Origin of the sequence: Arthrobacter hankyongi (assembly GCF_022012395.1) — a bacterium.
GTDB classification, from domain to species: domain Bacteria; phylum Actinomycetota; class Actinomycetes; order Actinomycetales; family Micrococcaceae; genus Crystallibacter; species Crystallibacter hankyongi.
On the sequence record NZ_JAKLTQ010000005.1, the window covers coordinates 125,703 to 148,172 of the forward strand.

At 68.4% G+C, this 22,470-nt stretch carries 23 protein-coding genes; 17 read left to right on the top strand and 6 right to left on the bottom strand.

What is annotated here, in order from left to right:
- The first annotated feature begins 3 nt into the window (after positions 1 to 3).
- The 14 genes from dop (at position 4) to LVY72_RS09505 (ending at position 15,803) form a co-directional block, all read left to right on the top strand.
- Positions 4 to 1,608 carry a depupylase/deamidase Dop gene (gene dop, locus LVY72_RS09440; protein WP_237820148.1) on the top strand — a complete coding sequence of 535 codons (1,605 nt, stop codon included), beginning with the start codon at positions 4 to 6 and terminating at the stop codon, positions 1,606 to 1,608.
- A gap of 97 nt (positions 1,609 to 1,705) precedes the next feature.
- On the top strand, positions 1,706 to 1,909 hold the full coding sequence (locus LVY72_RS09445; protein ID WP_237820150.1) for a ubiquitin-like protein Pup: 204 nt from the start codon (positions 1,706 to 1,708) through the stop codon (positions 1,907 to 1,909).
- A gap of 3 nt (positions 1,910 to 1,912) precedes the next feature.
- Positions 1,913 to 2,752 carry a proteasome subunit beta gene (prcB, locus tag LVY72_RS09450; RefSeq protein WP_237820152.1) on the top strand — a complete coding sequence of 280 codons (840 nt, stop codon included), beginning with the start codon at positions 1,913 to 1,915 and terminating at the stop codon, positions 2,750 to 2,752.
- Positions 2,753 to 2,754: 2 nt separating this feature from the next.
- The gene (prcA, locus tag LVY72_RS09455; protein WP_237820154.1) at positions 2,755 to 3,486 is read left to right on the top strand and encodes a proteasome subunit alpha; all 732 of its coding nucleotides are present in this window, start codon (positions 2,755 to 2,757) and stop codon (positions 3,484 to 3,486) included.
- A gap of 5 nt (positions 3,487 to 3,491) precedes the next feature.
- Complete coding sequence (gene pafA, locus LVY72_RS09460) at positions 3,492 to 4,853, top strand: Pup--protein ligase (RefSeq protein ID WP_237820156.1); 1,362 nt, start codon at positions 3,492 to 3,494, stop codon at positions 4,851 to 4,853.
- Between the two features lie 99 nt (positions 4,854 to 4,952).
- Positions 4,953 to 5,882, top strand: coding sequence for an FKBP-type peptidyl-prolyl cis-trans isomerase (locus LVY72_RS09465; protein ID WP_237820158.1), 930 nt, complete (start codon positions 4,953 to 4,955; stop codon positions 5,880 to 5,882).
- A 34-nt stretch (positions 5,883 to 5,916) separates the two neighbouring features.
- Complete coding sequence (locus LVY72_RS09470; RefSeq protein WP_237820160.1) at positions 5,917 to 6,312, top strand: FKBP-type peptidyl-prolyl cis-trans isomerase; 396 nt, start codon at positions 5,917 to 5,919, stop codon at positions 6,310 to 6,312.
- Between the two features lie 163 nt (positions 6,313 to 6,475).
- On the top strand, positions 6,476 to 8,479 hold the full coding sequence (locus LVY72_RS09475) for a helix-turn-helix transcriptional regulator (protein WP_237820163.1): 2,004 nt from the start codon (positions 6,476 to 6,478) through the stop codon (positions 8,477 to 8,479).
- A 3-nt stretch (positions 8,480 to 8,482) separates the two neighbouring features.
- A complete protein-coding gene (locus LVY72_RS09480) occupies positions 8,483 to 8,824 on the top strand; it encodes a hypothetical protein (protein WP_237820165.1) in 342 nt (113 codons plus the stop codon).
- A gap of 28 nt (positions 8,825 to 8,852) precedes the next feature.
- On the top strand, positions 8,853 to 9,131 hold the full coding sequence (gene tatA, locus LVY72_RS09485; protein WP_237820167.1) for a Sec-independent protein translocase subunit TatA: 279 nt from the start codon (positions 8,853 to 8,855) through the stop codon (positions 9,129 to 9,131).
- 6 nt (positions 9,132 to 9,137) lie between these two features.
- Positions 9,138 to 9,983, top strand: a complete 846-nt coding sequence (gene tatC / locus LVY72_RS09490; RefSeq protein WP_237820169.1) for a twin-arginine translocase subunit TatC — start codon at positions 9,138 to 9,140, stop codon at positions 9,981 to 9,983.
- Between the two features lie 90 nt (positions 9,984 to 10,073).
- Positions 10,074 to 12,905 carry a DEAD/DEAH box helicase gene (locus tag LVY72_RS09495; RefSeq protein ID WP_237820171.1) on the top strand — a complete coding sequence of 944 codons (2,832 nt, stop codon included), beginning with the start codon at positions 10,074 to 10,076 and terminating at the stop codon, positions 12,903 to 12,905.
- A gap of 72 nt (positions 12,906 to 12,977) precedes the next feature.
- Positions 12,978 to 14,639: an amidohydrolase gene (locus LVY72_RS09500; RefSeq protein ID WP_237820173.1), complete on the top strand. Its 1,662-nt coding sequence runs from the start codon at positions 12,978 to 12,980 to the stop codon at positions 14,637 to 14,639.
- A gap of 429 nt (positions 14,640 to 15,068) precedes the next feature.
- Positions 15,069 to 15,803 (top strand): polyprenol monophosphomannose synthase, encoded by a 735-nt coding sequence (locus LVY72_RS09505; RefSeq protein ID WP_237820175.1) that lies wholly within the window; start codon positions 15,069 to 15,071, stop codon positions 15,801 to 15,803.
- Between the two features lie 71 nt (positions 15,804 to 15,874).
- On the opposite strand, the gene LVY72_RS09510 is transcribed toward LVY72_RS09505, so the two are convergent.
- From LVY72_RS09510 to LVY72_RS09530, 5 genes are all read right to left on the bottom strand, one after another.
- Positions 15,875 to 16,222: an RNA polymerase-binding protein RbpA gene (locus LVY72_RS09510; protein WP_237820178.1), complete on the bottom strand. Its 348-nt coding sequence runs from the start codon at positions 16,220 to 16,222 to the stop codon at positions 15,875 to 15,877.
- Between the two features lie 173 nt (positions 16,223 to 16,395).
- Entirely contained in the window at positions 16,396 to 17,334 is a 939-nt protein-coding gene (locus tag LVY72_RS09515) for an SPFH domain-containing protein (RefSeq protein ID WP_237820180.1), read from the bottom strand.
- Complete coding sequence (locus tag LVY72_RS09520) at positions 17,331 to 17,813, bottom strand: NfeD family protein (RefSeq protein ID WP_237820369.1); 483 nt, start codon at positions 17,811 to 17,813, stop codon at positions 17,331 to 17,333. The genes LVY72_RS09515 and LVY72_RS09520 overlap by 4 nt, the downstream gene beginning before the upstream one ends.
- 120 nt (positions 17,814 to 17,933) lie before the next feature.
- Entirely contained in the window at positions 17,934 to 18,815 is an 882-nt protein-coding gene (locus LVY72_RS09525; protein ID WP_237820181.1) for a methyltransferase domain-containing protein, read from the bottom strand.
- A 19-nt stretch (positions 18,816 to 18,834) separates the two neighbouring features.
- Entirely contained in the window at positions 18,835 to 19,467 is a 633-nt protein-coding gene (locus tag LVY72_RS09530; protein WP_308190733.1) for a peptide deformylase, read from the bottom strand.
- 78 nt (positions 19,468 to 19,545) lie between these two features.
- On the opposite strand from LVY72_RS09530, the gene LVY72_RS09535 reads away from it, so the two are divergent.
- Positions 19,546 to 19,788 carry a hypothetical protein gene (locus LVY72_RS09535; protein ID WP_237820183.1) on the top strand — a complete coding sequence of 81 codons (243 nt, stop codon included), beginning with the start codon at positions 19,546 to 19,548 and terminating at the stop codon, positions 19,786 to 19,788.
- Here the strand turns inward: LVY72_RS09535 and LVY72_RS09540 are convergent.
- Positions 19,782 to 20,744: a hypothetical protein gene (locus LVY72_RS09540; RefSeq protein ID WP_237820185.1), complete on the bottom strand. Its 963-nt coding sequence runs from the start codon at positions 20,742 to 20,744 to the stop codon at positions 19,782 to 19,784. The two genes, LVY72_RS09535 and LVY72_RS09540, sit on opposite strands and share 7 nt — an antisense overlap.
- A 34-nt stretch (positions 20,745 to 20,778) precedes the next feature.
- Here LVY72_RS09540 and LVY72_RS09545 point away from each other — a divergent pair, with 34 nt between their 5' ends.
- Positions 20,779 to 21,600, top strand: coding sequence for an MBL fold metallo-hydrolase (locus LVY72_RS09545; protein ID WP_237820187.1), 822 nt, complete (start codon positions 20,779 to 20,781; stop codon positions 21,598 to 21,600).
- Between the two features lie 52 nt (positions 21,601 to 21,652).
- The gene (locus LVY72_RS09550; RefSeq protein ID WP_237820189.1) at positions 21,653 to 22,105 is read left to right on the top strand and encodes an SRPBCC family protein; all 453 of its coding nucleotides are present in this window, start codon (positions 21,653 to 21,655) and stop codon (positions 22,103 to 22,105) included.
- Positions 22,106 to 22,470 lie beyond the last annotated feature (365 nt).

Genomic DNA, 22,470 nt, shown 5'->3' on the forward strand with positions numbered 1-22,470 from the left:
GTCATGGGGACCGAAACGGAGTATGGCATCCATGCTCCGGGGGATCCGCTGGCCAATTCCACGGTGCTCTCCTCGCAGATCATCAACGCCTACGCCGCCACGGTGCGCGCCGGGCTGGGCAACCTGGCCGGCACGCGCTGGGACTATACGGATGAGGAGCCGCTGCACGACGCGCGCGGCTGGGAAGTCTCCCGGGCGGAGGCGGATCCGTCCCAGCTGACCGACATGCCGCCGGTGCTGGACGCCGAGCAGATCGCCCTCGCCGGCGGCCGCCGGCCGTCCGGGAACGATCTCTACGCCGAAGAGTCCTCCGGCGGGGTGCTGATGAACATGGTGCTCAGCAACGGTGCCCGGCTGTACGTGGACCATGCGCACCCCGAGTATTCCAGCCCGGAGGTGACCAATCCGCTGGACGCGGTGCGCTGGGACAAGGCCGGGGACTTGGTGGTGCTCACCGCCCTGCGCCGGATCGCCCAGACGCCTGGCTTCGCCCCGGTGAACCTGTACAAGAACAACACGGACAACAAGTCCGTCTCCTACGGCGCGCACGAGAACTACCTGATGCCGCGCAGCGTGCCGTTCGGGCACATTGTCACCGGTCTGATCCCGTTCTTCGTCTCCCGCCAGATCATTTGCGGGGCGGGCCGCGTGGGACGGGGACTGACCGGGCGGCAGGGCGGCTACCAGATCAGCCAGCGGGCGGATTTCTTCGAGGCCGAGGTGGGCCTGGAGACCACCATCCGGCGCCCGATCATCAACACCCGGGACGAACCCCACGCGGTCGCGGAGAAGTACCGGCGGCTGCATGTGATCATCGGCGATGCCAACCTGAGCGAGGTCTCCATCTACCTGCGGCTGGGCACCACCGCGCTGGTGCTGTCGATGATCGAGCACGGCGACGTGCCGCAGATCCAGCTGCACGAGCCGGTCCAGGCCCTGCAGGCGATCAGCCACGACCCGACGCTGCAGCAGAAGGTGGCGCTCAAGGACGGCAGCATGGTCACCGGGCTGGACCTGCAGGAAATGTACCTGGAGGCGGCCGCGGCGCACTGCCGCCGGCTGGGCACGGACGAGGGCATGACCGCCGATGTGCTGGAGCGCTGGGGCCGGCTGCTTCAGGTGCTGCGCCGGGATCCGCTTCAGGCCGCCGCGCAGCTGGACTGGGTGGCCAAGCTGAAGCTGCTCGAAGCCTACCGGGAGCGGGACGGACTGGACTGGTCCGCGGCGCGGCTGGGCCTGATCGACCTGCAGTACGCGGACCTGCGCCCGGAGAAGGGATTGTATTACCGGCTGGCGGCCCGGGGAAAGATGGAGCGGCTGCTCGAGGATGCGGCCATCCGGGACGCCGTGCGCGAGCCGCCGGCGGACACCCGGGCCTTCTTCCGCGGCAAGTGCATCGACAGGTTCCCCGAACAGGTGGTCGGGGCCAGCTGGGATTCGGTGATTTTCGACCTGCCCAACAACCGCAGGCTGCAGCGGATTCCCACCCGGGAACCGCTGCGCGGGACGCGGGAGCTCACCGGCAGGCTCTTCGAGGAGTCCGCCTCGGCCGAAGAGTTCATTTCGGCATTGCTGGGTCCCGGTCCAGTCAATGGCGTGGCAACATAGGCACTAGTCCGAGCGTGATTACGTTATTAACAGTGCCGGCGCCGCCGGCATCAGGCAGTGGGCACCAAGGGACCGTACAACCGTCAAGGAGGCAGTGATGGCAACCAAGGACCGCAAGAATGTGGAAAGCCGCAGCGTCGAGGAAGAGTACGACGACGTTCCCGCGCCGGAACCTGCCGCCGCCCCGACGGCTACGGTCGAGACCGAGGGCACGGATGACCTGCTCGACGAGATCGACGGCGTGCTGGAGCAGAACGCCGAGGAGTTCGTGCGCGGATTCGTGCAGAAGGGCGGTCAGTAATCCATGACCATGCCGGCAGGCGGTCCAGGTTCGGTTTTTTCGCAGATAGCCCATTCGGCAACGGCTTCGTTCTCCGAGTATCTGGCGCGCACGGCGCCGGAGCTGCTGCCCGGTGCCCGGGGCGCGGTGTCCGGCGGGGTCCAGGTCCCCGCCGGCGCGGTGCCGCATGCCACCACGATCGTTGCGATGACGTTCGCCGGCGGCGTGCTGATGGCGGGGGACCGGCGGGCGACCATGGGCAATGTGATCGCCAGCCGGCATATCGAGAAGGTCTTCCCGGCGGACCAGTATTCGGTCCTCGGGATCGCGGGCACGGCCGGGATCGCCCTGGATGTCACGCGGTTGTTCCAGGTGGAACTGGAGCATTACGAGAAGATCGAAGGCACGCTGCTGAGCCTGGAAGGCAAGGCCAACCGGCTCGGGGCCATGATCCAGGGCAACCTGGGGCTGGCGATGCAGGGCCTGGCCGTGGTCCCGCTGTTTGCCGGTTATGACACGGACCGGCGCGAAGGCCGCCTCTTCTCCTACGACATCACCGGCGGCCGCTACGAGGAACAGGAGCACCATTCGGTGGGTTCCGGCTCGGTCTTCGCCCGCGGCTCGCTCAAGAAGCTGTGGAAGCCGAACCTGGACGAAGCCGCCGTGGTGCGGGTCGCGGTCGAGGCGCTCTACGACGCCGCGGACGACGATTCAGCCACCGGCGGCCCGGACGCGGTCCGGCAGGTGTGGCCGGTGGTGTACACGGTGAATGCGGCCGGTGCCCGGCGCATTCCCGAAGCCGAGCTGGCCGCCACGTCCGAGGCAGTCATCGCCTCGCGCACCATCGCCGGACGGGAGGCCTGAGCATGACGCAGCAGTTCTATGTCTCGCCCGAACAGCTGATGAAGGACCGGGCAGACTTCGCCCGCAAGGGCATTGCCCGCGGCCGGTCGGTCATGGTGCTCAGCTGCCGCGAGGGAATTGCGCTGGTGGCTGAGAATCCCTCGGTGTCGCTGCACAAGGTCGGGGAGATCTACGACCGGATCGCCTTCGCCGCCGTTGGCAAGTACAACGAATTCGAAAGCCTGCGCCAGGCCGGCGTCCGCTACGCGGACGTGCGCGGCTACTCCTACAACCGCGGGGACGTCACGGCCCGCGGGCTGGCCAGCGTCTACGCCCAAAGCCTGGGCGCGGTGTTCACTGCGGACACGAAGCCGTTCGAGGTCGAACTCGCCGTCGCCGAGGTTGGCACGACCCCGGCGCAGGACCACCTGTACCGGCTGACCTTCGACGGCTCGATCGCGGACGAGAAGGGCTTCGTGGTGATGGGCGGCCAGGCCGACTCGCTCAGTGAGTCCCTGCGCGGCAGCTGGCAGGAATCCATGGACTTCCCGGAGGTCATCCGGACCGCCGTGGCGGCCTTGTCAGGCGGCGGCGCCGGCGAGAACCCGGATCCGGGTGCCCGCCGGCTCTCGCCGGACCTGCTTGAAATCGCGGTGCTGGACAGGGACCCGCTGTCCAGCCGGGGCAACCGCCGTGCGTTCCGCCGGCTGCCGGCTGCCGAGGTCGCCGCGGTACTGGGTACAGGGGAGGACTGACAGTCATGGACCGGCGCATTTTTGGTGTGGAGACCGAGTTCGGCATTTCCTACTCGGCTCCGGAATCCCGTCCGCTCTCGCCGGAAGAGGTGGCCCGCTACCTCTTCCGCAAGGTGGTGACCTGGGGCCGGTCCTCCAACGTATTCCTGACCAATGGTTCCCGCCTGTACCTGGACGTGGGGTCGCATCCGGAGTACGCGACCGCCGAGTGCGACGACGTGGCACAGTTGGTCGCCCAGGACCGCGCCGGGGAGCTGATCCTCGAGGACCTGATGAACGAGGCCCAGGACCGGCTGCACAAGGAGGGTTTCGAAGGCAGCGTCTACTTGTTCAAGAACAACACGGACTCCGCCGGAAACTCCTACGGCAGCCACGAAAACTACCTCATTCCCCGGAAGCTGGAGTTCTCCCGGCTGGCGGATATCCTGATCCCGTTTTTGGTCACCCGCCAGCTGCTGGTCGGGGCAGGCAAGGTGCTCAAGACCCAGAACGGCTCGATCTACGCCTTCTCCCAGCGCGCCGACCACATCTGGGAAGGCGTCTCCTCTGCGACCACCCGGTCCCGTCCCATCATCAACACCCGTGACGAGCCGCACGCGGACGCCGAGTACTACCGCCGGCTGCATGTGATCAACGGGGACTCGAACATGTCCGAGACCACCACGCTGCTGAAGATCGGCACCGTGGACCTGCTGCTGCGGATGATCGAGGCCGGGACGATCATGCGGGACCTGCGGCTGGAGAATCCGATCCGCAGCATCCGGGACATTTCCCACGACCTGACCGGCACCAGGGCGCTGAAACTGGCCAACGGCAAGGAAATGTCGGCCGTACAGATGCAGCAGGAGTACCTGGCCAAGGCCAAGGACTTCATCGACGAGCATGGGGCGCACACTCCGCATGTGCCCAGGATCCTCGACCTGTGGGAGCGGACGCTGGACGCCGTCGCCAGCGGAAACCATGAGGGCATCGCCCGGGAAATCGACTGGGCGATCAAGAAGAAGCTGATCGAGCGGGTCCAGGCCCGCCACGGCCTCACCCTGGAATCGGCACGGCTGGCCCAGCTGGACCTGACCTACCACGACATCTCGCGCACCCGCGGGCTGTTCTACCTGCTGCAGAGCCGCGGCGAGGTGGACCGCGTCGTGGACGATGCCGACGTCAAGTCTGCGGTGGACACCCCGCCGCAGACCACCCGGGCCAAGCTGCGCGGGGACTTCGTGCGCGCGGCACGCGAACACGGCCGGGACTTCACCGTGGACTGGGTGCATCTGAAGCTCAATGACCGGTCCCAGCAGACCATCCTGTGCAAGGACCCCTTCCGCAGCACCGACGAAAGGGTCGATACCCTGCTGGCCTCGCTCTGAACGGCGCCGGGACCGCGCTGCCGTCCGGCCCCTGCCTGCCCCGGCACAGTTTTCTCTGAAAGAATGGGCACGGCAATGACCTCCATTGAAAGTTGAACCGTGCGCAAAATATTAGCAATCCTGCTGCCTTGTGCCCTGCTGCTGTCCGCATGCGCAGGCGCCGAGGATGGTTCCAACGGCGGTTCTTCCGCCGGAGCCACGTCGCTGGACGCAGTGAAAGTGACCCAGGCCGGCGCCGGCAAGGCCCCCAAGGTGGAGTTCGACACTCCGCTGGAACTGCCCAAGACCACCGCCAAGGTGCTCAAGGAAGGGGAGGGTGCGGGAGCACAGGACGGCCAGTGGATCCGATACCGCATGGCCGGCTTCGACGCCACCACCGGAACCCAGAGCAGCGAAACCTACACCGCTGCCGGTGCCCAGACCCTTCCGGTCGACAACTCCCTGAAGTCCGGCGATCCGGACCTGTACAACGCGCTCAAGGGCGTCAAGACCGGCTCCGAGGTGGCCTACTACTACAAGGCTCCCGCCGCCGGCAACGCCTCCGCGCCCGCCCAGCACCCGCAGCTGGTGGTCCTGACGGTCGAAGACGTCAAGAACAAGCCCGTCAAGGCCAGTGCCGCCGAGGTCGCGGAGCTGGACAAGGCGGGCAAGCTGCCGAAGATCACCTTGGACGCCAAGGGCGTACCGTCCGTGAAGCTGCCGGAAGGCAACCAAGCGCCGGACAACCTGGTCGTCCAGGTGCTTGAGGAAGGAACCGGCAAGACGGCAACGGCCCAGAGCACCGTCAAGGCGAAGTACGCCGGCTGGAACTGGGGCAAGGGCAAGGAATTCGACTCCAGCTACTCCCGTGGCGAGGCCGCCGAGTTCCCGCTCAACCAGGTCATCGAAGGCTGGACCAAGGGCCTGACCGGACTGAAGCAAGGCTCCAAGGTCATGCTCTCCATCCCGGCCGAAATGGCCTATGCCAGCGGCCAGGGCGACGCCATCGGCGACCTGGTCTTCTACGTCGATCTCACCGAAGTCAAGTAATCCACCACCTGTTCCCCAACGAAAGGAAACACCTATGTCATTCGGCCAGCGCGAATACGACCGCCAGAAGCCCGAGATCGAATTTCCCGGCACCGAGGCCCCGACCGAACTGCGGATCGAGGACATCATCGTCGGCGATGGCCCCGAGGCCAAGTCCGGGGATACCGTCTCCACGCACTATGTCGGCGTGGCCTGGTCCACCGGCGAGGAGTTTGACGCTTCCTGGAACCGCGGGGCCCCGCTGGACTTCCGGGTAGGCGTCGGCCAGGTCATCCAGGGTTGGGACCAGGGCCTGCTGGGTATGAAGGTCGGCGGCCGCCGCCGGCTGGAGATCCCCTCGGAAATGGCTTACGGCGGCCGCGGCGCCGGCTCGGCAATCGGCCCGAACGAGTCCCTGATCTTCGTGGTGGACCTGCTCGCCGTCCGCTAGGGATTGGGTTCCTCCCAGCGTGTCGACTTCGTCGCCACGCTGGGGCCCTCGGAACCCACTCAAAGGGCATCCGGGCGGGGTGGCGATGAACGTTAGGTCATCGTTACCCCGCCCGTTTCATTAACTTCGCCGCCTGGCACGTCCAGACAGTAACGTTGGAGCCATGTCCGTGTCCAAGACCGAGCGCCTGCTGAACCTGACCATCGCCCTGTTGGAGCGGCGTCGCGGGTACAGCAAGGAAGAACTGCGCTCCCTCATCCCGTCCTACCAGGAGGCTTCCAGCGAGGAAGCCTTCAACCGCCAGTTTGAGCGGGACAAGGAAGAACTGCGGGACATGGGAGTGCCGGTCGAGACTTTCTCCGAGGACACCTTCTTCGACCACGACCAAAGCGCCAGCAGGTACCGGATCGACCGCAGCGCCTACCGGCTGCCGGAGGTTTCCTTCACCGCGGAAGAGACCGCAGTACTCTCGCTGGCGTCCCGGGTCTGGCAGCAGGCGTCGCTGGGCTCGGCCGCGGCCCGGGCAGTGCGCCGGCTGGACGTGCGCGGTGCGTTGGCCGAGTCGGATACGCTGATCGGCGTCGAACCGCGGCTGCGGACCGCAGAACCCGCCTTCGATGACATGCTCGATGCCGTCCTGGACCGCTACCCGGTGTCTTTCGCCTACCGCGCCGGCGGCGCCGGCGAGGTCACCGCCCGCCGGGTTGAACCGTGGGGCCTGGGCAACCGCTTTGGCAACTGGTACCTGGTCGGCCGGGACATCGACAAGGGCGGCGAGCGGACCTTCCGGCTCTCCCGCGTGGTGTCCGAGGTCAAAAAACTGTCCGGCCGCTTCGAACGGCCCGATGGTTTCACTATGCGTGCGGCCCTGGCCGCGCTGGATCCGAGCGGGCGTGACCAGATGGCAGAGCTGCTGCTGCGGCCAGGCCGGGCGAATGTGTTCCGCAGCGGCGCGGCCGTGGCGGACTCCGCGCAGTCGGGCTGGGACCGGGTCGCTTACCGGTTCAGCGACGTCGACGTGCTGGCCGAGGAAATCGCGGCGCACGGGGCGCAGGTGCGTGTGGCCGCGCCGCCGGAACTGGCGGAGGCCGTCCGGCGCCGGTTGGAAGGGGCGCTGGCGGCGGCCCGGGAACCCGCGCCGTCGTACCGGCTGCCGGAACCGGCAGTGCGTGCCGGGGCCCCGCGCCAGAAGACGTCCTCGCTGGACCGGCTGCCGCGGCTGCTGGACCTGGTTTCCTACGTCACCGCCAACCAAGGCGCGGATCTGGCCGAAACCGCCAGGCTGTTCCACATCTCGACCGCCCAGCTGGTCAAGGACCTGAACCTGCTCTTCGTCTGCGGTGCCCCCGGCTACGGCCCGGACCAGCTGATCGAAGCGGATTGGGAGTCCGGCAGCATCTTCATCCGGAATGCGGATGAGATCGCCCAGCCGGTGCGGCTGGGGCTGGATGAGGCGTTGTCCCTGGTGGTCGGGCTGCAGGCCTTGGAAACCGTACCCGGGGTGGGGGACCGCAGGGCCCTGACCACCGCCCTGCGCAAGCTGCTGGAGGCGACCGGCGGCGACGACGGCTTCCGCGCTGTAGCCGCGGATTTCGACGACGCCCAGGCCGCGCCGTACGTGCAGCAGCTCCAGGACGCGGTGCTGGCGCACCAGACGCTGAGCATGGAATATCTTGTGCCCTCACGCGACGAGGTCACTGTCCGGCAGATCGATCCGCTGCAGGTCTTTGCCCAGGACGGGCACTGGTACCTCAGCGCCTGGTGCCACAAGCAGCAGGGCAAGCGGCAGTTCCGGGTGGACCGGATCCGTTCCCTGGCCGCCAGCGGCAGGCACTTTGCCGGGCCTGAAGGCCCCGACGCCGGATTCCCGCAGAGCCTGTTCACCCCGCGCGAGAGCGACGAGCATGTGGTGCTGCGCATTTCGGCACGGCTGGCCACGCTGGCCGAGCAGTACAACGCGGTGCGCCGCGTCAGCCTGGCCGACGGCGGGATCGTGGCCGAACTGCGGCTCGCCTCGACGGCATTGGTACCGGGACTGGTGGCGCGGCACGGCGGCGAAGTCTCCGTGCTCGAGCCGGCCGGCCTGGCCGCCGGCACCCTGGCCTGGCTCCGCGAAGCGGCCGAAGCGGCCGGGCCGTTGGCCGCCACCTGCCGGAAGGGGGCCTGAGCCGTGCCGTTCTGGTTCTGGATCCTGCTCTGGGTGGCACTGTGCGCAGTTGCCCTGCTCTTTGTGATCTTCCTTGGCTGGCGGATCTTCCGGGCCTTCATGGCCACCCTGGCCGAGTTCGAGCAGGCGGCTGCCAAGTTCCAACCGCCGCCGGCAGCCGGGCCGGACGCGCCGGATACCGGCATTGAGGCCTTCGTGCCGGCGGTCTTCCTGGACCCCGGGCAGGCCCGCGCGGACTTCACCGAGGGCAAGGACCGCCGGCGCCAGGCCCGGCGGGACCGGCGGGTGGCGCGCCGGGCGGCGCGGGGCCAGCGGCAGTCATTGAGTGACATCGGACTGACGTAGGATTGATTCGAACGAAAGGAACTGCGTTATGGGACGCCTCTTCGAAAGCCCGACGACAATCATCATCCTGGTCATTGTTGTCATCCTGCTCTTCGGTGCGCCGAAGCTTCCCGGCCTTGCCCGCAGCGTGGGTCAGTCCCTGCGGATCTTCAAGTCCGAGGTCAAGCAGATGAAGGACGATGATCCTTCGGCACCTGCCCCGGACCAGCCCGTGGAAGGCCGTGTGGTGAATCCGCCGCAGAATGTCCGCAACGAAGAACAGGCGCCCAACGCCAACGGCGGCACCAAGCCGCCGAGCCAGCAGTAAAGGCCGATGGCTCGAAAGACCGGACGAAAGGCCAACCCGGAAGGACGGATGCCGCTCAAGGAGCACATCCGGGAACTGCGGAACCGGCTGATCGTCTGCGCTGTTGCGGTGCTGGCCGGCGCCGTCGGAGGATGGTTCCTCTACGATCCGGTGATGGCGGCGGTCCAGCAGCCAATGTTCGAAATCTCGGCCCAACAGGGACGCCAGGCCGAGATCAATTTCGGCAGCGTGGGCTCGCCCTTCGACCTGAAGATCCAGATCTCGATCTTCCTGGGCATCCTGATCAGCTCGCCCATCTGGATCTACCAGGTCTGGGCCTTCATCACGCCGGGTTTGAAGACCAAGGAACGCCGCTACACCCTGGGCTTCATGTTGGCCGCGGTGCCGCTGTTCCTGCTTGGGATCTATTTCGGCTGGCTGGTGCTGCCCGAGATCGTCAAGGTCCTAACGATGTTCACGCCCGCCGGCGGCTCCAACATCATCCTGGCGACGGACTATCTGACCTTCGTGATGCGCATGCTGCTCTCGCTCGGTGTTGCGTTCCTCACCCCGGTGGTCCTGGTCGGGATCAACTTTGCCGGACTGCTCAGTGGTCGCCGGATCGTCAAGAGCTGGCGGATCATTGTGTTCGTCGTGTGCGTGGTGGCGGCCATGGCCGCCCCGGGCCCGGATGCGATGTCCATGTTCCTGCTGGCCGGACCGCTGCTGTTCCTGTTCTTCGTCGCCGTGGGTGTCTGCCTGGTCAATGACAAGCGCCGGGAACGCCGGCAGGCAGCGCGGGAGGCCGACATCGCCAAGACCGCCGGCCGGGCGACCCCGCTGGAGGAACTCGGCGGATCCGCCGAATCCTGAGCGCGGGGTGCCCGCGGCCCGCGCCCTCAGGCTGCCAGCCGGGTGCGCACCGGTTTTAGGGCGCCGCCGGACAGCGCGTAGGCTTCTAATATGAGTTCTCCATCCGAGCGGTACCGGGCCGCGGCCGACAGGGCGGCGTTCCAGAAAACCAGCCTGTATGCCTTTGCGCAGACCCTCGGATTCGAGCTGGACCCGTTTCAGCGCGAGGCCTGCGAAGCGGTCGAAGCCGGCCGCGGTGTCCTGGTGGCCGCACCGACCGGGGCGGGCAAGACGGCGATCGGAGAATTCGCCGTGTACCTGGCCCTGCAGCGCGGGTTGAAGGCCTTCTACACCACGCCGATCAAGGCGTTGAGCAACCAGAAGTACAACGAGCTGGCGCGCACCTACGGCTCCGAACGGGTGGGCCTGCTGACCGGGGACGTCTCGGTGAATCCGGATGCCGATGTGGTGGTCATGACCACCGAGGTGCTGCGCAACATGCTCTACGCCAACTCGGACACGCTGGCGGACCTGGGCTTCGTGGTGATGGACGAGGTGCACTACCTGGCCGACAGGTTCCGCGGCGCCGTGTGGGAGGAAGTGATCATCCACCTGCCCGAGGACGTGCAGCTGGTTTCGCTGTCCGCCACGGTATCCAACGCCGAAGAGTTCGGCGCCTGGCTGGACACGGTCCGGGGTGATACCGACGTCGTCGTCTCCGAGCACCGCCCGGTGCCGCTGTGGCAGCACGTTATGGTCGGCAAGGACATCCTGGACCTGTTCGCCTCGGAAGTTGCCTTCGACGAGGCCGCGCCGGCGCTGGCCTCGGATTCGGCCCGGCCGGACAGCCGGTACACGGTCAATCCCGAGCTGGTGAAGCTGGCCAGTTCAGAGAGCCGGCTCAACCGCAGCGCCAACTGGGGCCGCCCGGGCGGCCGGCGCGGGCGGCGCGTCCCCGGCCGTCCGGTCCAGACGCTGACCCGGATTCCCAAGGCCAGCAGGCCGCAGGTCATCGCCCGGCTGGACAAGGAAGGGCTGCTGCCGGCCATCACCTTCATCTTCTCCCGCAACGGCTGCGAGGCAGCGGTCCGCCAGTGCCTGGAGTCCGGGCTGGTGCTCACCACCGAGCGGGAGCGGCAGATCATCGCCGACCGGGTGGACGAGGCCACCCGGGACATTCCCGACGAGGACCGGGACGTGCTCGGCTACTGGACCTGGCGCGAAGGCCTGGTCCGCGGGATCGCCGCCCACCATGCGGGCATGCTGCCGGCGTTCAAGGAGGTGGTGGAGCAGCTCTTCGCGGACGGGCTGATCCAGGCCGTCTTCGCCACCGAGACCCTGGCCCTGGGTATCAACATGCCCGCCCGCACGGTGGTGCTGGAGAAGCTGGACAAGTTCAACGGCGAGGCGCACGTGAACATCACCGCCGGCGAGTACACGCAGCTGACCGGCCGGGCCGGGCGCCGCGGCATCGACGTCGAGGGCCACGGGGTGGTGCTCTGGCAGCCCGGTACGGACCCGGCTGCGGTGGCCGGCCTGGCCTCGCGGCGGACCTACCCGCTGAACTCCAGCTTCCGGCCCACTTACAACATGAGCATCAACCTGATTGCGCAGTTCGGCCGGTCCCGGGCCCGGGAGATCCTGGAAACCTCCTTCGCCCAGTTCCAGGCCGACCGCTCGGTGGTCGGCCTGGCCAAGCAGGTGCGCAGCCGGGAGGAATCCCTGGCCGGTTACACCAGCGCGATGGCCTGCCATCTCGGGGACTTCACCGAGTACGCCGAGCTGCGCCGGCAGCTCAAGGACGCCGAACACGACTCCGCGACCTCGCGCTCCCGGCAGCGCCGGCATGCGGCCGCGGACTCAATGGAAAGGCTGCGGCGCGGGGACATCGTGGAGGTCCCCGGCGGGCGCAGCGAGGGCTACGCCGTCGTGCTCGCAACGGACTTCTCCGGACACGAACCGCGGCCAAGCGTGCTGACCATGGATAAGCAGGTCCGGCGGCTGTCCGTGCAGGACTTCGACGGCCCGGTGGAGGTGGTCTCCAGCATCCGCGTGCCGAAGACCTTCAACGAGCGCAGCCCGAAGTCGCGCCGGGACCTGGCCTCCTCCATCCGCAATGCCCTGCACGAGCACCGGCCACCGCGGCGTGGTGCCGAGTTCCGTGACTTCGTCCTGCCCGGTTCGGAACGGCACGAGCGGCAGATCACCGAACTGCGGCGCAGGCTCAAGGCCCATCCGTGCCACGGCTGCAGTGAACGCGAGGACCATGCCCGCTGGGCCGAACGCTGGTACAAGATGCGCCGCGAAACCGACCAGCTGATGGGACAGATCCAGGGCCGGACCAATACCATCGCCAAAACGTTTGACCGGGTATGCGAGGTGCTGGCCGCCTACGACTACCTGCAGACGCAGCCGGACGGCAGTGTATCGATCAGTCCTGCGGGCGCCAGGCTGCGGCGGATCTACGGAGACCGGGACCTGCTGGTGGCGCTGTGCCTGGGACGCGGGGCCTTCGACGACCTGGACGCTGCCGAGCTGGCGGCCTTCGTCTCCGTGCTGGTGTACCAGTCCAAACGGGAGGAACCCGGGCTCCGGCCCCGGATGCCCGCCATCGCCCTGGAAACCGCGGTGGAAACCGCCGTGCAGGAATGGGCCGCGCTGACCGAACTCGAGGAGCGGCACCGGCTGCCCTTGAGCAGCGAGCCGGAATTCGGCCTGGTCTGGCCGATCCACAAGTGGGCCCGCGGACGCGGGCTGCAGGCCGCGCTGCAGGGTACCGACCTGGCCGCCGGCGACTTTGTGCGCTGGGCCAAGCAGGTGATCGACCTGCTGGACCAGCTGGCGAAGGTGCCGGGTCTGGAGCCCCGGATCGCCCGGCTCTGCCGCGAGGCGATCGGGCTCGTCCGGCGCGGCGTCGTGGCCTATTCGGGCATTTCGGACTAGGTCCGCCCTGCGGCGCAGGGCGCCCGTGTCGCCAGCCGGCGGAAATCGACTGTTTTACTGCGAAGGAGCCTCATGAGCACATCCCTGCCGTCCGCCACGCCGGAACACACCGGCCCCACCCTCTACCGCAACGGATCGGTCTACAGTCCCGCGGATCCCTACGCCACCGCCATGCTGATCGATAACGGCACGGTTGCCTGGGTCGGGTCCGAGCCTGCCGCGTCCTCCATCGCGGACGGCAGCATGTCGATCGTGGACCTCGACGGCAGGCTGGTGGCACCCGGCTTCGTGGACTCGCATGTGCACCTGACCGAGGCCGGCCTCGCGCTGGAGTCCCTGGACCTGACTGCGGCGGCGTCGGTGGCCCAGGTGCTCGAGCTGGTGGCCGAGCAGGCAGGCCGGGAGGCGGGCCCGGTCCTGGGCCACGGCTGGGACGAGACCCGCTGGCCGGAACACCGGCCGCCGACCGCGGCCGAGCTGGACCGGGCCGCCGGCGGCCGGGAGGTTTACCTCAGCCGCGTGGATGCCCATTCCGCGGTCGTCTCCGGCAGCCTGGCGGCCCGCGCCGGACTGACCGCGGCCGAGGGCTGGTCCGCGTCCGGGCAGGTGCGCATGGCCGCCCACGAGCTGGCACGCGCCGCCGTCCGCGGCCTGGCGCCCGGGCGGCGCCGCGAAGTGCAGGAAAGGGCGCTGCACCATGCTGCCGCACGCGGCTACGTAGCGGTGGCCGAAATGGGCGCCCCGCAGATCGCCCCGGCCGAAGACCTGCTCTCGCTGCTGGAACTGGACGGGACCGGCCCGCGCCAGCTGCCGAAGGTGCTGCCCTACTGGGGCGAACTGGTCCGGACGCCGGAGGAACTGGCCGGGCTGGTGGAGCACTTCGGTGGCCGGCTGCGTGGCCTGGCCGGTGACTTGAACATCGACGGCTCCATTGGATCACATACCGCCTGCGTCCACGGCGGTTATGCTGACGCAGCAGGGGAGCCGGGGATGCTGTTCCTCGGTGCCGAGGAAGCTGCCCGGCATTTGGAGCTGTGCACCGAAGCGGGGATCCAGGGCGGGTTCCATGTTATCGGTGATGCCGGTCTGGACCGCGCACTGGAGGCGCTGGAACTGGCCGCGCAGCGGGTGGGGGAGGCGAAGCTCCGTGCCGCGGGCCACCGGCTCGAACACGTCGAGATGCTCCCGCCGGGCGCCGTCGGAAAACTGCTCGACTACGGCATCAGCGTCAGCATGCAGCCGCTGTTCGATGCCTACTGGGGCGGGAATTCCTCGCTGTATGCGGCACGGCTGGGCACCGACCGCGCCCTGGGCATGAACGCCGTCGGCACGCTGCAGACCGCCGGCGTGCCGGTCTGCCTGGGTTCCGATGCCCCGGTCACGGCCCAGGATCCGTGGGCCACGGTCCGTGCCTGCCTCGAGCACCACAACCCCGCCGAGAGGATCTCCGCGCGGGCCGCCTTCCTGGCCCATACCCGGGCCGGTTGGCGGGCCGCGGGGGAGCCGAACCCGCTCCAGGGGCAGCTGGCGCCGGGGACTCCGGCCACCTTCGCCGTCTGGGACGTGCAGGAACTTTCGGTGCAGACCCCCGACAACCGGGTGTCGGCCTGGAGCACCGATGCGCGTGCCGGCACGCCGTTGCTGCCGTCGCTCGACGTCGACCGGATGCCGCGCTGCGAACGCACGGTGATCGACGGCGCCACGATCTACGACAGCGGCGCACTCGGCCGCTGAGAGGTCCGGGCCGGTCCGCCACGCGGGCTGCCGCGGCAATTTGCGAACGCCCATACGCCAGCCTGACCTGCGGAAACAGGGCATTGCGGCAGGCCAGAGCGCCATTGACAGCAGCCGCAGACCACGTAAGCTAGGTGCTCACCGGGCGGGAAAAACCATCAGGGTCCCGCCCCGCCGGTCCCGGACAGGCCCGCCAGGACGTTTGTTCTTGTGCGCCCGGCAGCCGCAGCGGAACCGGCGCCTAAATGGGTAGGTCTGCGTGCCCGTAGATAACGAGCTGCCGGTTCACGGGGAAGCGGCAGCTCGGCCCGAAGGCGCGCAGGCCTACCTTTTGTCTGGCCTGGCCCGGGCTGCCGGCAAGCCTCGATATACTGAACTGTTTGCGCCGCCAGCCGCGGCGCGGCAGCGAAGACTTCGAAAGGCAGCTGAGTGCGGGTCGTCACCATCATTCCCACCTACAACGAGATCGAGTCCCTCCCACTGACGGTCTCACGCCTGCGGAAGTCGGTCCCCGGCTCGGATGTGCTGGTGGTCGACGACAATTCCCCGGACGGTACCGGAGCCTTGGCGGACAGGATGGCGGCCGAGGACCCTGCCATCCATGTGCTGCACCGGCGGGGCAAGGAAGGCCTCGGGGCGGCCTACATCGCAGGCTTCAAGTGGGGCCTGGACCAGGGCTATGACGTGCTGGTGGAAATGGACGCCGACGGCTCCCACCAGCCCGAAGAACTTCCCCGGCTGCTCGACGAGCTGGCACGGGGCGCGGATATGGTGAAGGGATCGCGCTGGGTGGCCGGCGGCAAGGTGGTCAACTGGCCGCTGCACCGCAAGCTGCTCTCCCGGGGCGGCAGCCTGTACTCGCGGATCCTGCTGGGAGTGCGCGTGCACGACATCACCGGCGGTTTCAACGCTTTCCACGCCCGGACGCTGCGCAGCATCGACCTGGACGCGGTGGAATCGGTCGGTTACTGCTTCCAGGTGGACCTGACCTGGAAGACCTTGCGGCGCGGTCTGACCGTACGCGAAGTCCCCATCACGTTCGTCGAGCGCGAATTCGGCCAGTCCAAGATGAGCGGCAACATCGTGCTCGAATCCATCCTGCTGGTGACCAAGTGGGGTTTGTCCGCCCGCTGGCGGAAGCTGGCCGGACGGGCCACCGGCTGACCGACACGGCCTTAACGCAGCAGGAGGGGCACCCGTTCGGGTGCCCCTCCTGCTGCGTTTGGTCCGGCAGCCTACGCGGAGCGGCGCTCTCCACGGCGGGCGCGGAGGTCGTTCAGCCGGTCCTCGAGGATCTGCTCGAGCTCTTCGATGCTGCGGCGCTCCAGCAGCATGTCCCAGTGGGTGCGTACCGGCTTCTCGTTGCCGTCCACCGGCTTCTCGCCGTTGACCAGGATGGCTTCCTTGCCGGTCTTGGAAACCCAGGTCGGGGGGATCTCAGCCTCGGCGGCGAAGGTGACGAAGACCTGCTCGCCGTCCTCGCAACGGTATTCAACGCGCTGCCGCGGTGCCGGCTCGACGCCGGATTCCGTCTCCATGCTCTGCGCTCCGAGGCGCATACCCCGCAGGCTACGATCGCTCATGATCTCTCCCTCTTGTCTTGGTAGGCCACTGCCGCACGGCCCATGACCCGCACTAGCTTCAACGACGGCACCGGGTCAACTGTTCCCGGCCACCGCGCAGCCAGGCGCGCTTCAGCTTCTCAGGCAAACAACCAATTATAGTGCGGAACCGGCGCTCCGGTAAACCTGGCCCGTCACGGCTTCCCGAGTTCCGGTCCGGCCGGTCCGGACTCCGGCGGGGCCTCCGCTGCCTCGGCGGGGGAGCCGAGCACGTTGCCGATGCCCTTGAGTGCCTCGCCCACTTCGCTGGGAATGATCCAGAGCTTGTTGGCCGTGCCTTCGGCCAGCTTGGGCAGGGTCTGCAGGTACTGGTAGGCCAGCAGCTTCTGCGTCGGATTGCCCTTGTGGATGGCGTCGAAGACCTTCTCGATGGCCTGGGCCTCGCCGTCGGCCCGGAGGATGGCAGCCTGGGCATCGCCTTCGGCCTTCAGGATCGAGGACTGGCGCTGGCCTTCGGCGGTCAGGATCTGGGATTGCTTCGTGCCCTCGGCGGTCAGGATCAACGCCCGGCGGTCCCGCTCGGCCCGCATCTGCTTCTCCATCGACTCCTGGATCGAGTGCGGCGGATCGATCGCCTTCAGCTCCACCCGGGCGACCCGGATGCCCCAGCGGCCGGTGGCCTCGTCCAGCACCCCGCGCAGCTGCCCGTTGATCTGGTCGCGGGAGGTCAGGGTCTGCTCCAGGTCGAGCCCGCCGACGACGTTGCGCAGGGTGGTGGTGGTCAGCTGCTCGACGGCTTGGATGTAGTTGGCGATCTCGTAGGTGGCCGCCCGCGCGTCGGTGACCTGGAAGTAGACCACCGTGTCGATGGAGACCACCAGGTTGTCGGAGGTGATCACCGGCTGCGGGGGAAAGGAAACCACCTGCTCGCGCAGGTCCAGCAGCGGCAGCAGCCGGTCCACGAACGGGATCAGGATGGTCAGCCCGGGATTGAGTGTGCGCTGGTACTTTCCCAGCCGTTCGACGACGCCTGCCCGCGCCTGCGGAACGATCCGCACCGACCTGGACAGCACGATCACCACGAAGATGACCAGGACCAGGAGGACGATTCCCGCGCCGGTAATGCCGTTCATGCTTCCCCCACTTCGTTGTCTTTGAACGCCCCGCCGACCGGGGCCACTACCGCGGTCGCACCGTCGATGCGTGCCACCTGCACCCGCTGTCCGGCCGGAATCTGCGAGCCGTCGCTGGAACGGGCGGTCCAGGTGTCGCCGCCGATCTTCACCGTGCCGGAGTTGTCGGTCACCGCTTCCAGGGTCATCGCCGTCTCGCCGATCAGCCGTTCCACGTTGGTCCGCAGATCCGCCGGTCCCCGGTTCAGGTGGCGCAGGGCCACCGGACGGACAAAGAGGATCATGAGCAGGGAGACCACGCAGAAGATGACCACCTGCGCCCAGAAGGGGCCGCCCAGCAGCCCGCCAAAGAGCGCGGCCAAGGCGCCGGCGGAGAGCATGATGAAGAACAGGTCCAGTGTCACGATTTCGATGATGGCCAGCAGCAGGAACATCGCCAGCCAAAATACCCAGCTGTTGGTTATAATCCAGTCGAGCATGGTTACCCCTTCCACTGCTTCCATCATGCATGATCCGGTGCCGCGGCGGAGCGCCGGTCCCGGCCGGAGCGGGGAAACGGGACAACCGTGGCCAATTTGTGACCATGCGGCCCCCGGCAGTTACCGGACCGGGTCCTGCCGCCGGAACACACTGAGCGTGAAACGGGCCTCCACGGCCAGCGGCAGGGCGGTGCCGGCGAGCGCGGCACGAATGGCTGTGGCGTCGGTGTGGTGGGCGTTCGGTCCCATCAGCACCAACTGCTCCACCCCGTCGGCATCCAATTCCAGCGGAGCGGACACCTCGGTGGCCGCGGTTTCGACGAAGTGGCCGGAGAGCGTCTCCGCCAGCTTGGCCGCCTTGTCCTCGCCGATCGCCAGCAACGGCAGGACATCGCGCAACTGGGCCAGATGGCCCGGCGCCGGTGTGACCACCAGCAGATGCCCGCCCGGAGCTAGCACGCGGGCATATTCGGCCGCGTTGCGCGGAGCGAAGACATTGAGGACCAGGTCCACGCTGGCCGCGGCCAGCGGCAGCGGCCGCCACAGATCCCAGACCAGGCAGAGCGCGCCTGGCACAGCGCGGGTGGCGCGGCGCAGCGCGAATTTGGAGATGTCCAAGGCTACCGCGGCGGCGTCCGGACAACCGGCCAGCACGTGCGCCAGATAGTAGCCGGTGCCGGCACCGGCGTCGAGCACCGCCGGCGAGGTGCGGCCGGCGAGCAGTTGCGCCGCTTCGGCGGCCACACGTCCGGCCAGCGGAGCGTAGCCGCCGGCGGACAGGAAAGCCTCCCGGGCCGCCACCATCGCGGCGGTGTCCGGGGTGAAGGAGGTACCGCGGCCGGTGAGCAAATTGATGTAGCCCTGCCGGGCGCCGTCGAACCGGTGGCCCTCGGCGCAGCGGATGCCGTCGGCCGGCCGTGGCCCGTTGGGGAGCATTTCGGCGGCGCAGACAGGACAGAGCAGGAGCCGGAGGGCGGCGAGCGGATCAGGATTGGAAGGCACGCCTCATCCTACCGGCAGGCTAGAAGCCGAGTCCGTCCCGGGCCGGTCCGATGTCCGGCTGGGCCCAGCGGTCCTGGTATTCGGCGTCCCCGGCCAGGGAGCGGGTCAGGACCTTGTCCAGGTAGAGCATTCCGTTCAGGTGGTCCGTCTCGTGCTGGACGATCCGGGCCGGCCAGCCGGTGAACTCCTCGCTGGCGCTGCTGCCGTCCGGGCGCTGGAAGTCCAGCCGGACCGTCCGGTGCCGCTCCACCACGCCTTGGAACCCGGCGAAGGACAGGCAGCCCTCATAGAACAGCGCGGTTTCCGGGCCTACGCCCGTATAGCGGGGATTAATGACCGCAAAGTAGGGCAGCGGGCTGCGTTCGCGCACGGTGGCAACGGCCGGATCGCCGGCGAAGCGGTCCTCCAGCACCGCGATCCGCAGCGGGATCCCCAACTGCGGCGCGGCCAGGCCGACGCCGGGGGCATCGTGCATGGTACGGCGCATCAGCTCCAGCAGGGCTGCCAGTTCGGTGTCGTCCAACTGGCCGTCGAACTCGACGGCACGCCGGCGCAGCGCCGGATGGCCGAGCTGGACGATCGGGGCCGGGCCGCCGGCCTCCAGCAGCGGCATTACCAGGGCGCGGAGGGCGGATTGTTCGTCAGCGGTCACGGGGCCAGTCTAGGTGCCGGCAGGCCGGAGACGTCCCATTCCTTGTGCGGCCAACCGGCCCGGCGTATAACCGGGAGTATGTTTACCGAAGAGAGTGCTCTGTTGGACTGGATCCAGTTCCTGCTGTGGGGATTGGCGTTGGTTTCCTTCGTCGTCTTTCTCGTATCCAGTGATGCGCTGGCCCTCAGCCATCCGAAGGGCAACCGCGTGGTCGACGACAAGGAGCGGTTCCGGACCATGGTGATCAGCGGCTGGGTGGCCGGCCTCAGTGTCATGATCGCCTATGTGCTCGCGGTGGCCGCAACTTCTTCGACCTACTGACCGGCCGGCCGCTCGGAGGACGCCCCGGAGGGAGCCACAGCGGGTCCGCCGCCAGCGCAGGCCGAGGCGATAAACGCATACAGGGCCCGTTCCAGTTCCGGCGGCGGTTCCAGCCGCAGCGTGCCCCGGTAGGATCCGGCGGCGAGCCGGAACGGCAGCTTCAGGCCCAGTCTGTCCTCGGCTACCGCGTGTGCGTCGCAGCGGGCCGGGACAAAGTGGAGCGCCAGCGTGCGCGGCCCGCCCGTGCCGGCGATCACAACGTTCCGCGGCCAGGGATGGGCCGGATCTTCTTCCAGCAAGGTGGTGGGAGCGGGGGCCTCGAGGGTGAGCGTCTGCGTGCCACCGGCCGGCGCAATGCGTAGACCGACGACGGCGGAACGGGCCTGGCCGGAGCCGGATACTTCCAGCCGCGGCGCCAACGTCAAGGCGGCTACCCGGCCGGCGGCCTCGGCCAGGCAGTCCCGGGTGTGGCTGCGTTCGAGGAACCCGAACGGATCCGGTACAGCCATGCGCAGCCGGGCGGTGCCGGCAGCGGTCTTAACGGTCAGGGCGGCAGCGGCATCCCCGGCGGCGCCGGTCGGCGGCGGCCCGCACCGGGGCGCCGGCAGGGTCACGGTCAGGCTCACCGTGCTGCCGGCGTCGAGCGTGGTGCCCCCGGCACGCACCGGAACCCAGGCCGCGGCGCCGTCGTACAGCGGAGAATGCAGCGCCGCCGCGCTGATCTCCACCGGCCCGCCGGAGACGTTGTCGATCTGCAGGATCAGCCGGTGCTTGGTCTCCTGGCCCCGGCGCTGGGAGATCTGCACCGTGACCGGGCCGGGCGCAGGGGACGAGGCACCGGCCTGCGAAGACGGACCGGGTCGCCCGGCGGGGGAACACGCCGCACCGAGCGCGGCCAGCAGCAGGACCCCGGGCACCATCCACCGGCGCACCCGGGCGGGCGCACGGGACACCATGGGGAAATCCTACGCCGCTCGGCTAGAGTCGGCGGTGCAGACAGCAGCAAAGACCTTCCTCAGGAGCAGCAGCATGGGGCCCAGCCCGTTCCTTGCCCGCCGGCACACGCCCTGGCACGAATCCACCGCAGTGACCGAACCGGCGGAGGGAGTGTTCTTCGTCGAAGGGCCAGCCTCGAACTGGATCATCGCCCGCGAAGGGCAGGACTTCACGCTGATCGACGGCGGCTACCCGGCCGACCTGCCCCGGGTGCTTGATTCCATCCGGCATACCGGGCTGCGGCCCGAGCGTGCGGCCGCGATGCTGATCACGCACGGGCATGTGGACCACACCGGATCCGCCGCGTGGTTCTCGGCCGAGTACGGCACGCCGGTGCTGTGCAGCCCGGGGGAGTACCGGCAGCTGCTCGGCGAAGAGAAGTACCAGGTGTCCCCGGGCCAGGTCATTCTCCGTGCCTGGCGGCCGCGCGTCTTTAACTGGCTGGTCCATGTCCTGCAGGCCGGCGGCCTGCAGGAGAACGACATTCCGGACGCCGGAATCTGGGACATCGCACGGCTGGCCGGCCTGCCCGGCGCTCCGGTGGCTGTGCCCACGCCCGGGCACAGCCCAGGCCACGCCGCCTACCGGCTGCCCGGCGCCGGTGCCGTGGCCACCGGTGATGCCTTGGTGACCGGGCATGCCATCAGCCCCGCGGCCGGACCGCAGATGCTGCACCCGATGTTCCACCACGACATCGAGGCTGCGTATCGCGCGCTGGAGGCCCTGGCTGCGGTGCCCGAACGGTTGGTGCTGCCCGGCCACGGGCCGTCGATGACCCTGGACCTGGCCGCTGCCTCGGCGGCACTGCGCCGCTAAACCATTGACCGTACCGGCCATCGGCAAGCGCCAAGACAAAACGGAGGGAAAGATGGACAACAAACCGAAGATCGACTATGTGATCTACGTCGAAGGCACGCCCGAACGGGTGTGGCAGGCGCTGACCGACCCCGGCCTGACCGCCGCATACTGGGGCCACAGCAACGTGTCCGACTGGCAGGAAGGATCCGCCTGGGAGCACCGGCGCACCAACGGCAGCGGGATCGCCGACGTCGTCGGCACGGTCGTCGCCAGCCAGCCGCCAAGGCGTCTGGTGACCACTTGGGCAGACCCGGGGGAGAGGGGCGGTACGGAACCGTCGCAGGTGTCCTTTGTGATCGAGCCTTACAACGGGATCATCCGGCTCACCGTGACCCACGAGAACCTGGCGGACGAAGCCGAACGGGACGAAGCCGCCAGGGGATGGGCCGCGGTACTGTCCAACCTGAAGTCGCTGATCGAAACCGGGCACGTTCTGTCGGCCAGGCCATGGGAGATGCCGTAACGGAGACCCGGTTTGCGTCGGGATTGCCGGGTCCGTAGTTATGTCAAGTAATTCGGCTGCGGCGCCGGAGAATCCGCGCCGCCGTGCTGGTGGCTGCGTGGGGGCTCTGGGCCGCACGCAGCCACCAGCACGGCATCCAGTGGTCCAGCGGTCCCGGGGACGGATCGTCAGTCCCGGCTCCGCACCCAGGCAGGTGTTCCACGGATGTCGTCCAAGGTTCTGCCGCGATGCGGTGGCCATCGATGCCGCTGCCGATACGCAGATACGGCGGGACCCGCACAGACGGACAGCTGCAATGGAGGACAATGCCGGCGGCGTGCCAATGATGGATGACGATGGTGCCAACATAGCTGTTGGCAGACCGG

Coding starts and splice junctions, on each gene's coding strand:
- dop (WP_237820148.1), top strand. CDS start 4: ATGGGGACCGAAACGGAGTATGGCATCCATGCTCCGGGGGATCCGCTG.
- LVY72_RS09475 (WP_237820163.1), top strand. CDS start 6,476: ATGTCCGTGTCCAAGACCGAGCGCCTGCTGAACCTGACCATCGCCCTG.
- LVY72_RS09445 (WP_237820150.1), top strand. CDS start 1,706: ATGGCAACCAAGGACCGCAAGAATGTGGAAAGCCGCAGCGTCGAGGAA.
- LVY72_RS09515 (WP_237820180.1), bottom strand. CDS start 17,334: ATGAACGGCATTACCGGCGCGGGAATCGTCCTCCTGGTCCTGGTCATC.
- LVY72_RS09500 (WP_237820173.1), top strand. CDS start 12,978: ATGAGCACATCCCTGCCGTCCGCCACGCCGGAACACACCGGCCCCACC.
- LVY72_RS09495 (WP_237820171.1), top strand. CDS start 10,074: ATGAGTTCTCCATCCGAGCGGTACCGGGCCGCGGCCGACAGGGCGGCG.
- tatA (WP_237820167.1), top strand. CDS start 8,853: ATGGGACGCCTCTTCGAAAGCCCGACGACAATCATCATCCTGGTCATT.
- LVY72_RS09470 (WP_237820160.1), top strand. CDS start 5,917: ATGTCATTCGGCCAGCGCGAATACGACCGCCAGAAGCCCGAGATCGAA.
- LVY72_RS09510 (WP_237820178.1), bottom strand. CDS start 16,222: ATGAGCGATCGTAGCCTGCGGGGTATGCGCCTCGGAGCGCAGAGCATG.
- prcB (WP_237820152.1), top strand. CDS start 1,913: ATGACCATGCCGGCAGGCGGTCCAGGTTCGGTTTTTTCGCAGATAGCC.
- LVY72_RS09540 (WP_237820185.1), bottom strand. CDS start 20,744: ATGGTGTCCCGTGCGCCCGCCCGGGTGCGCCGGTGGATGGTGCCCGGG.
- tatC (WP_237820169.1), top strand. CDS start 9,138: ATGGCTCGAAAGACCGGACGAAAGGCCAACCCGGAAGGACGGATGCCG.
- prcA (WP_237820154.1), top strand. CDS start 2,755: ATGACGCAGCAGTTCTATGTCTCGCCCGAACAGCTGATGAAGGACCGG.
- LVY72_RS09520 (WP_237820369.1), bottom strand. CDS start 17,813: ATGCTCGACTGGATTATAACCAACAGCTGGGTATTTTGGCTGGCGATG.
- pafA (WP_237820156.1), top strand. CDS start 3,492: ATGGACCGGCGCATTTTTGGTGTGGAGACCGAGTTCGGCATTTCCTAC.
- LVY72_RS09550 (WP_237820189.1), top strand. CDS start 21,653: ATGGACAACAAACCGAAGATCGACTATGTGATCTACGTCGAAGGCACG.
- LVY72_RS09535 (WP_237820183.1), top strand. CDS start 19,546: ATGTTTACCGAAGAGAGTGCTCTGTTGGACTGGATCCAGTTCCTGCTG.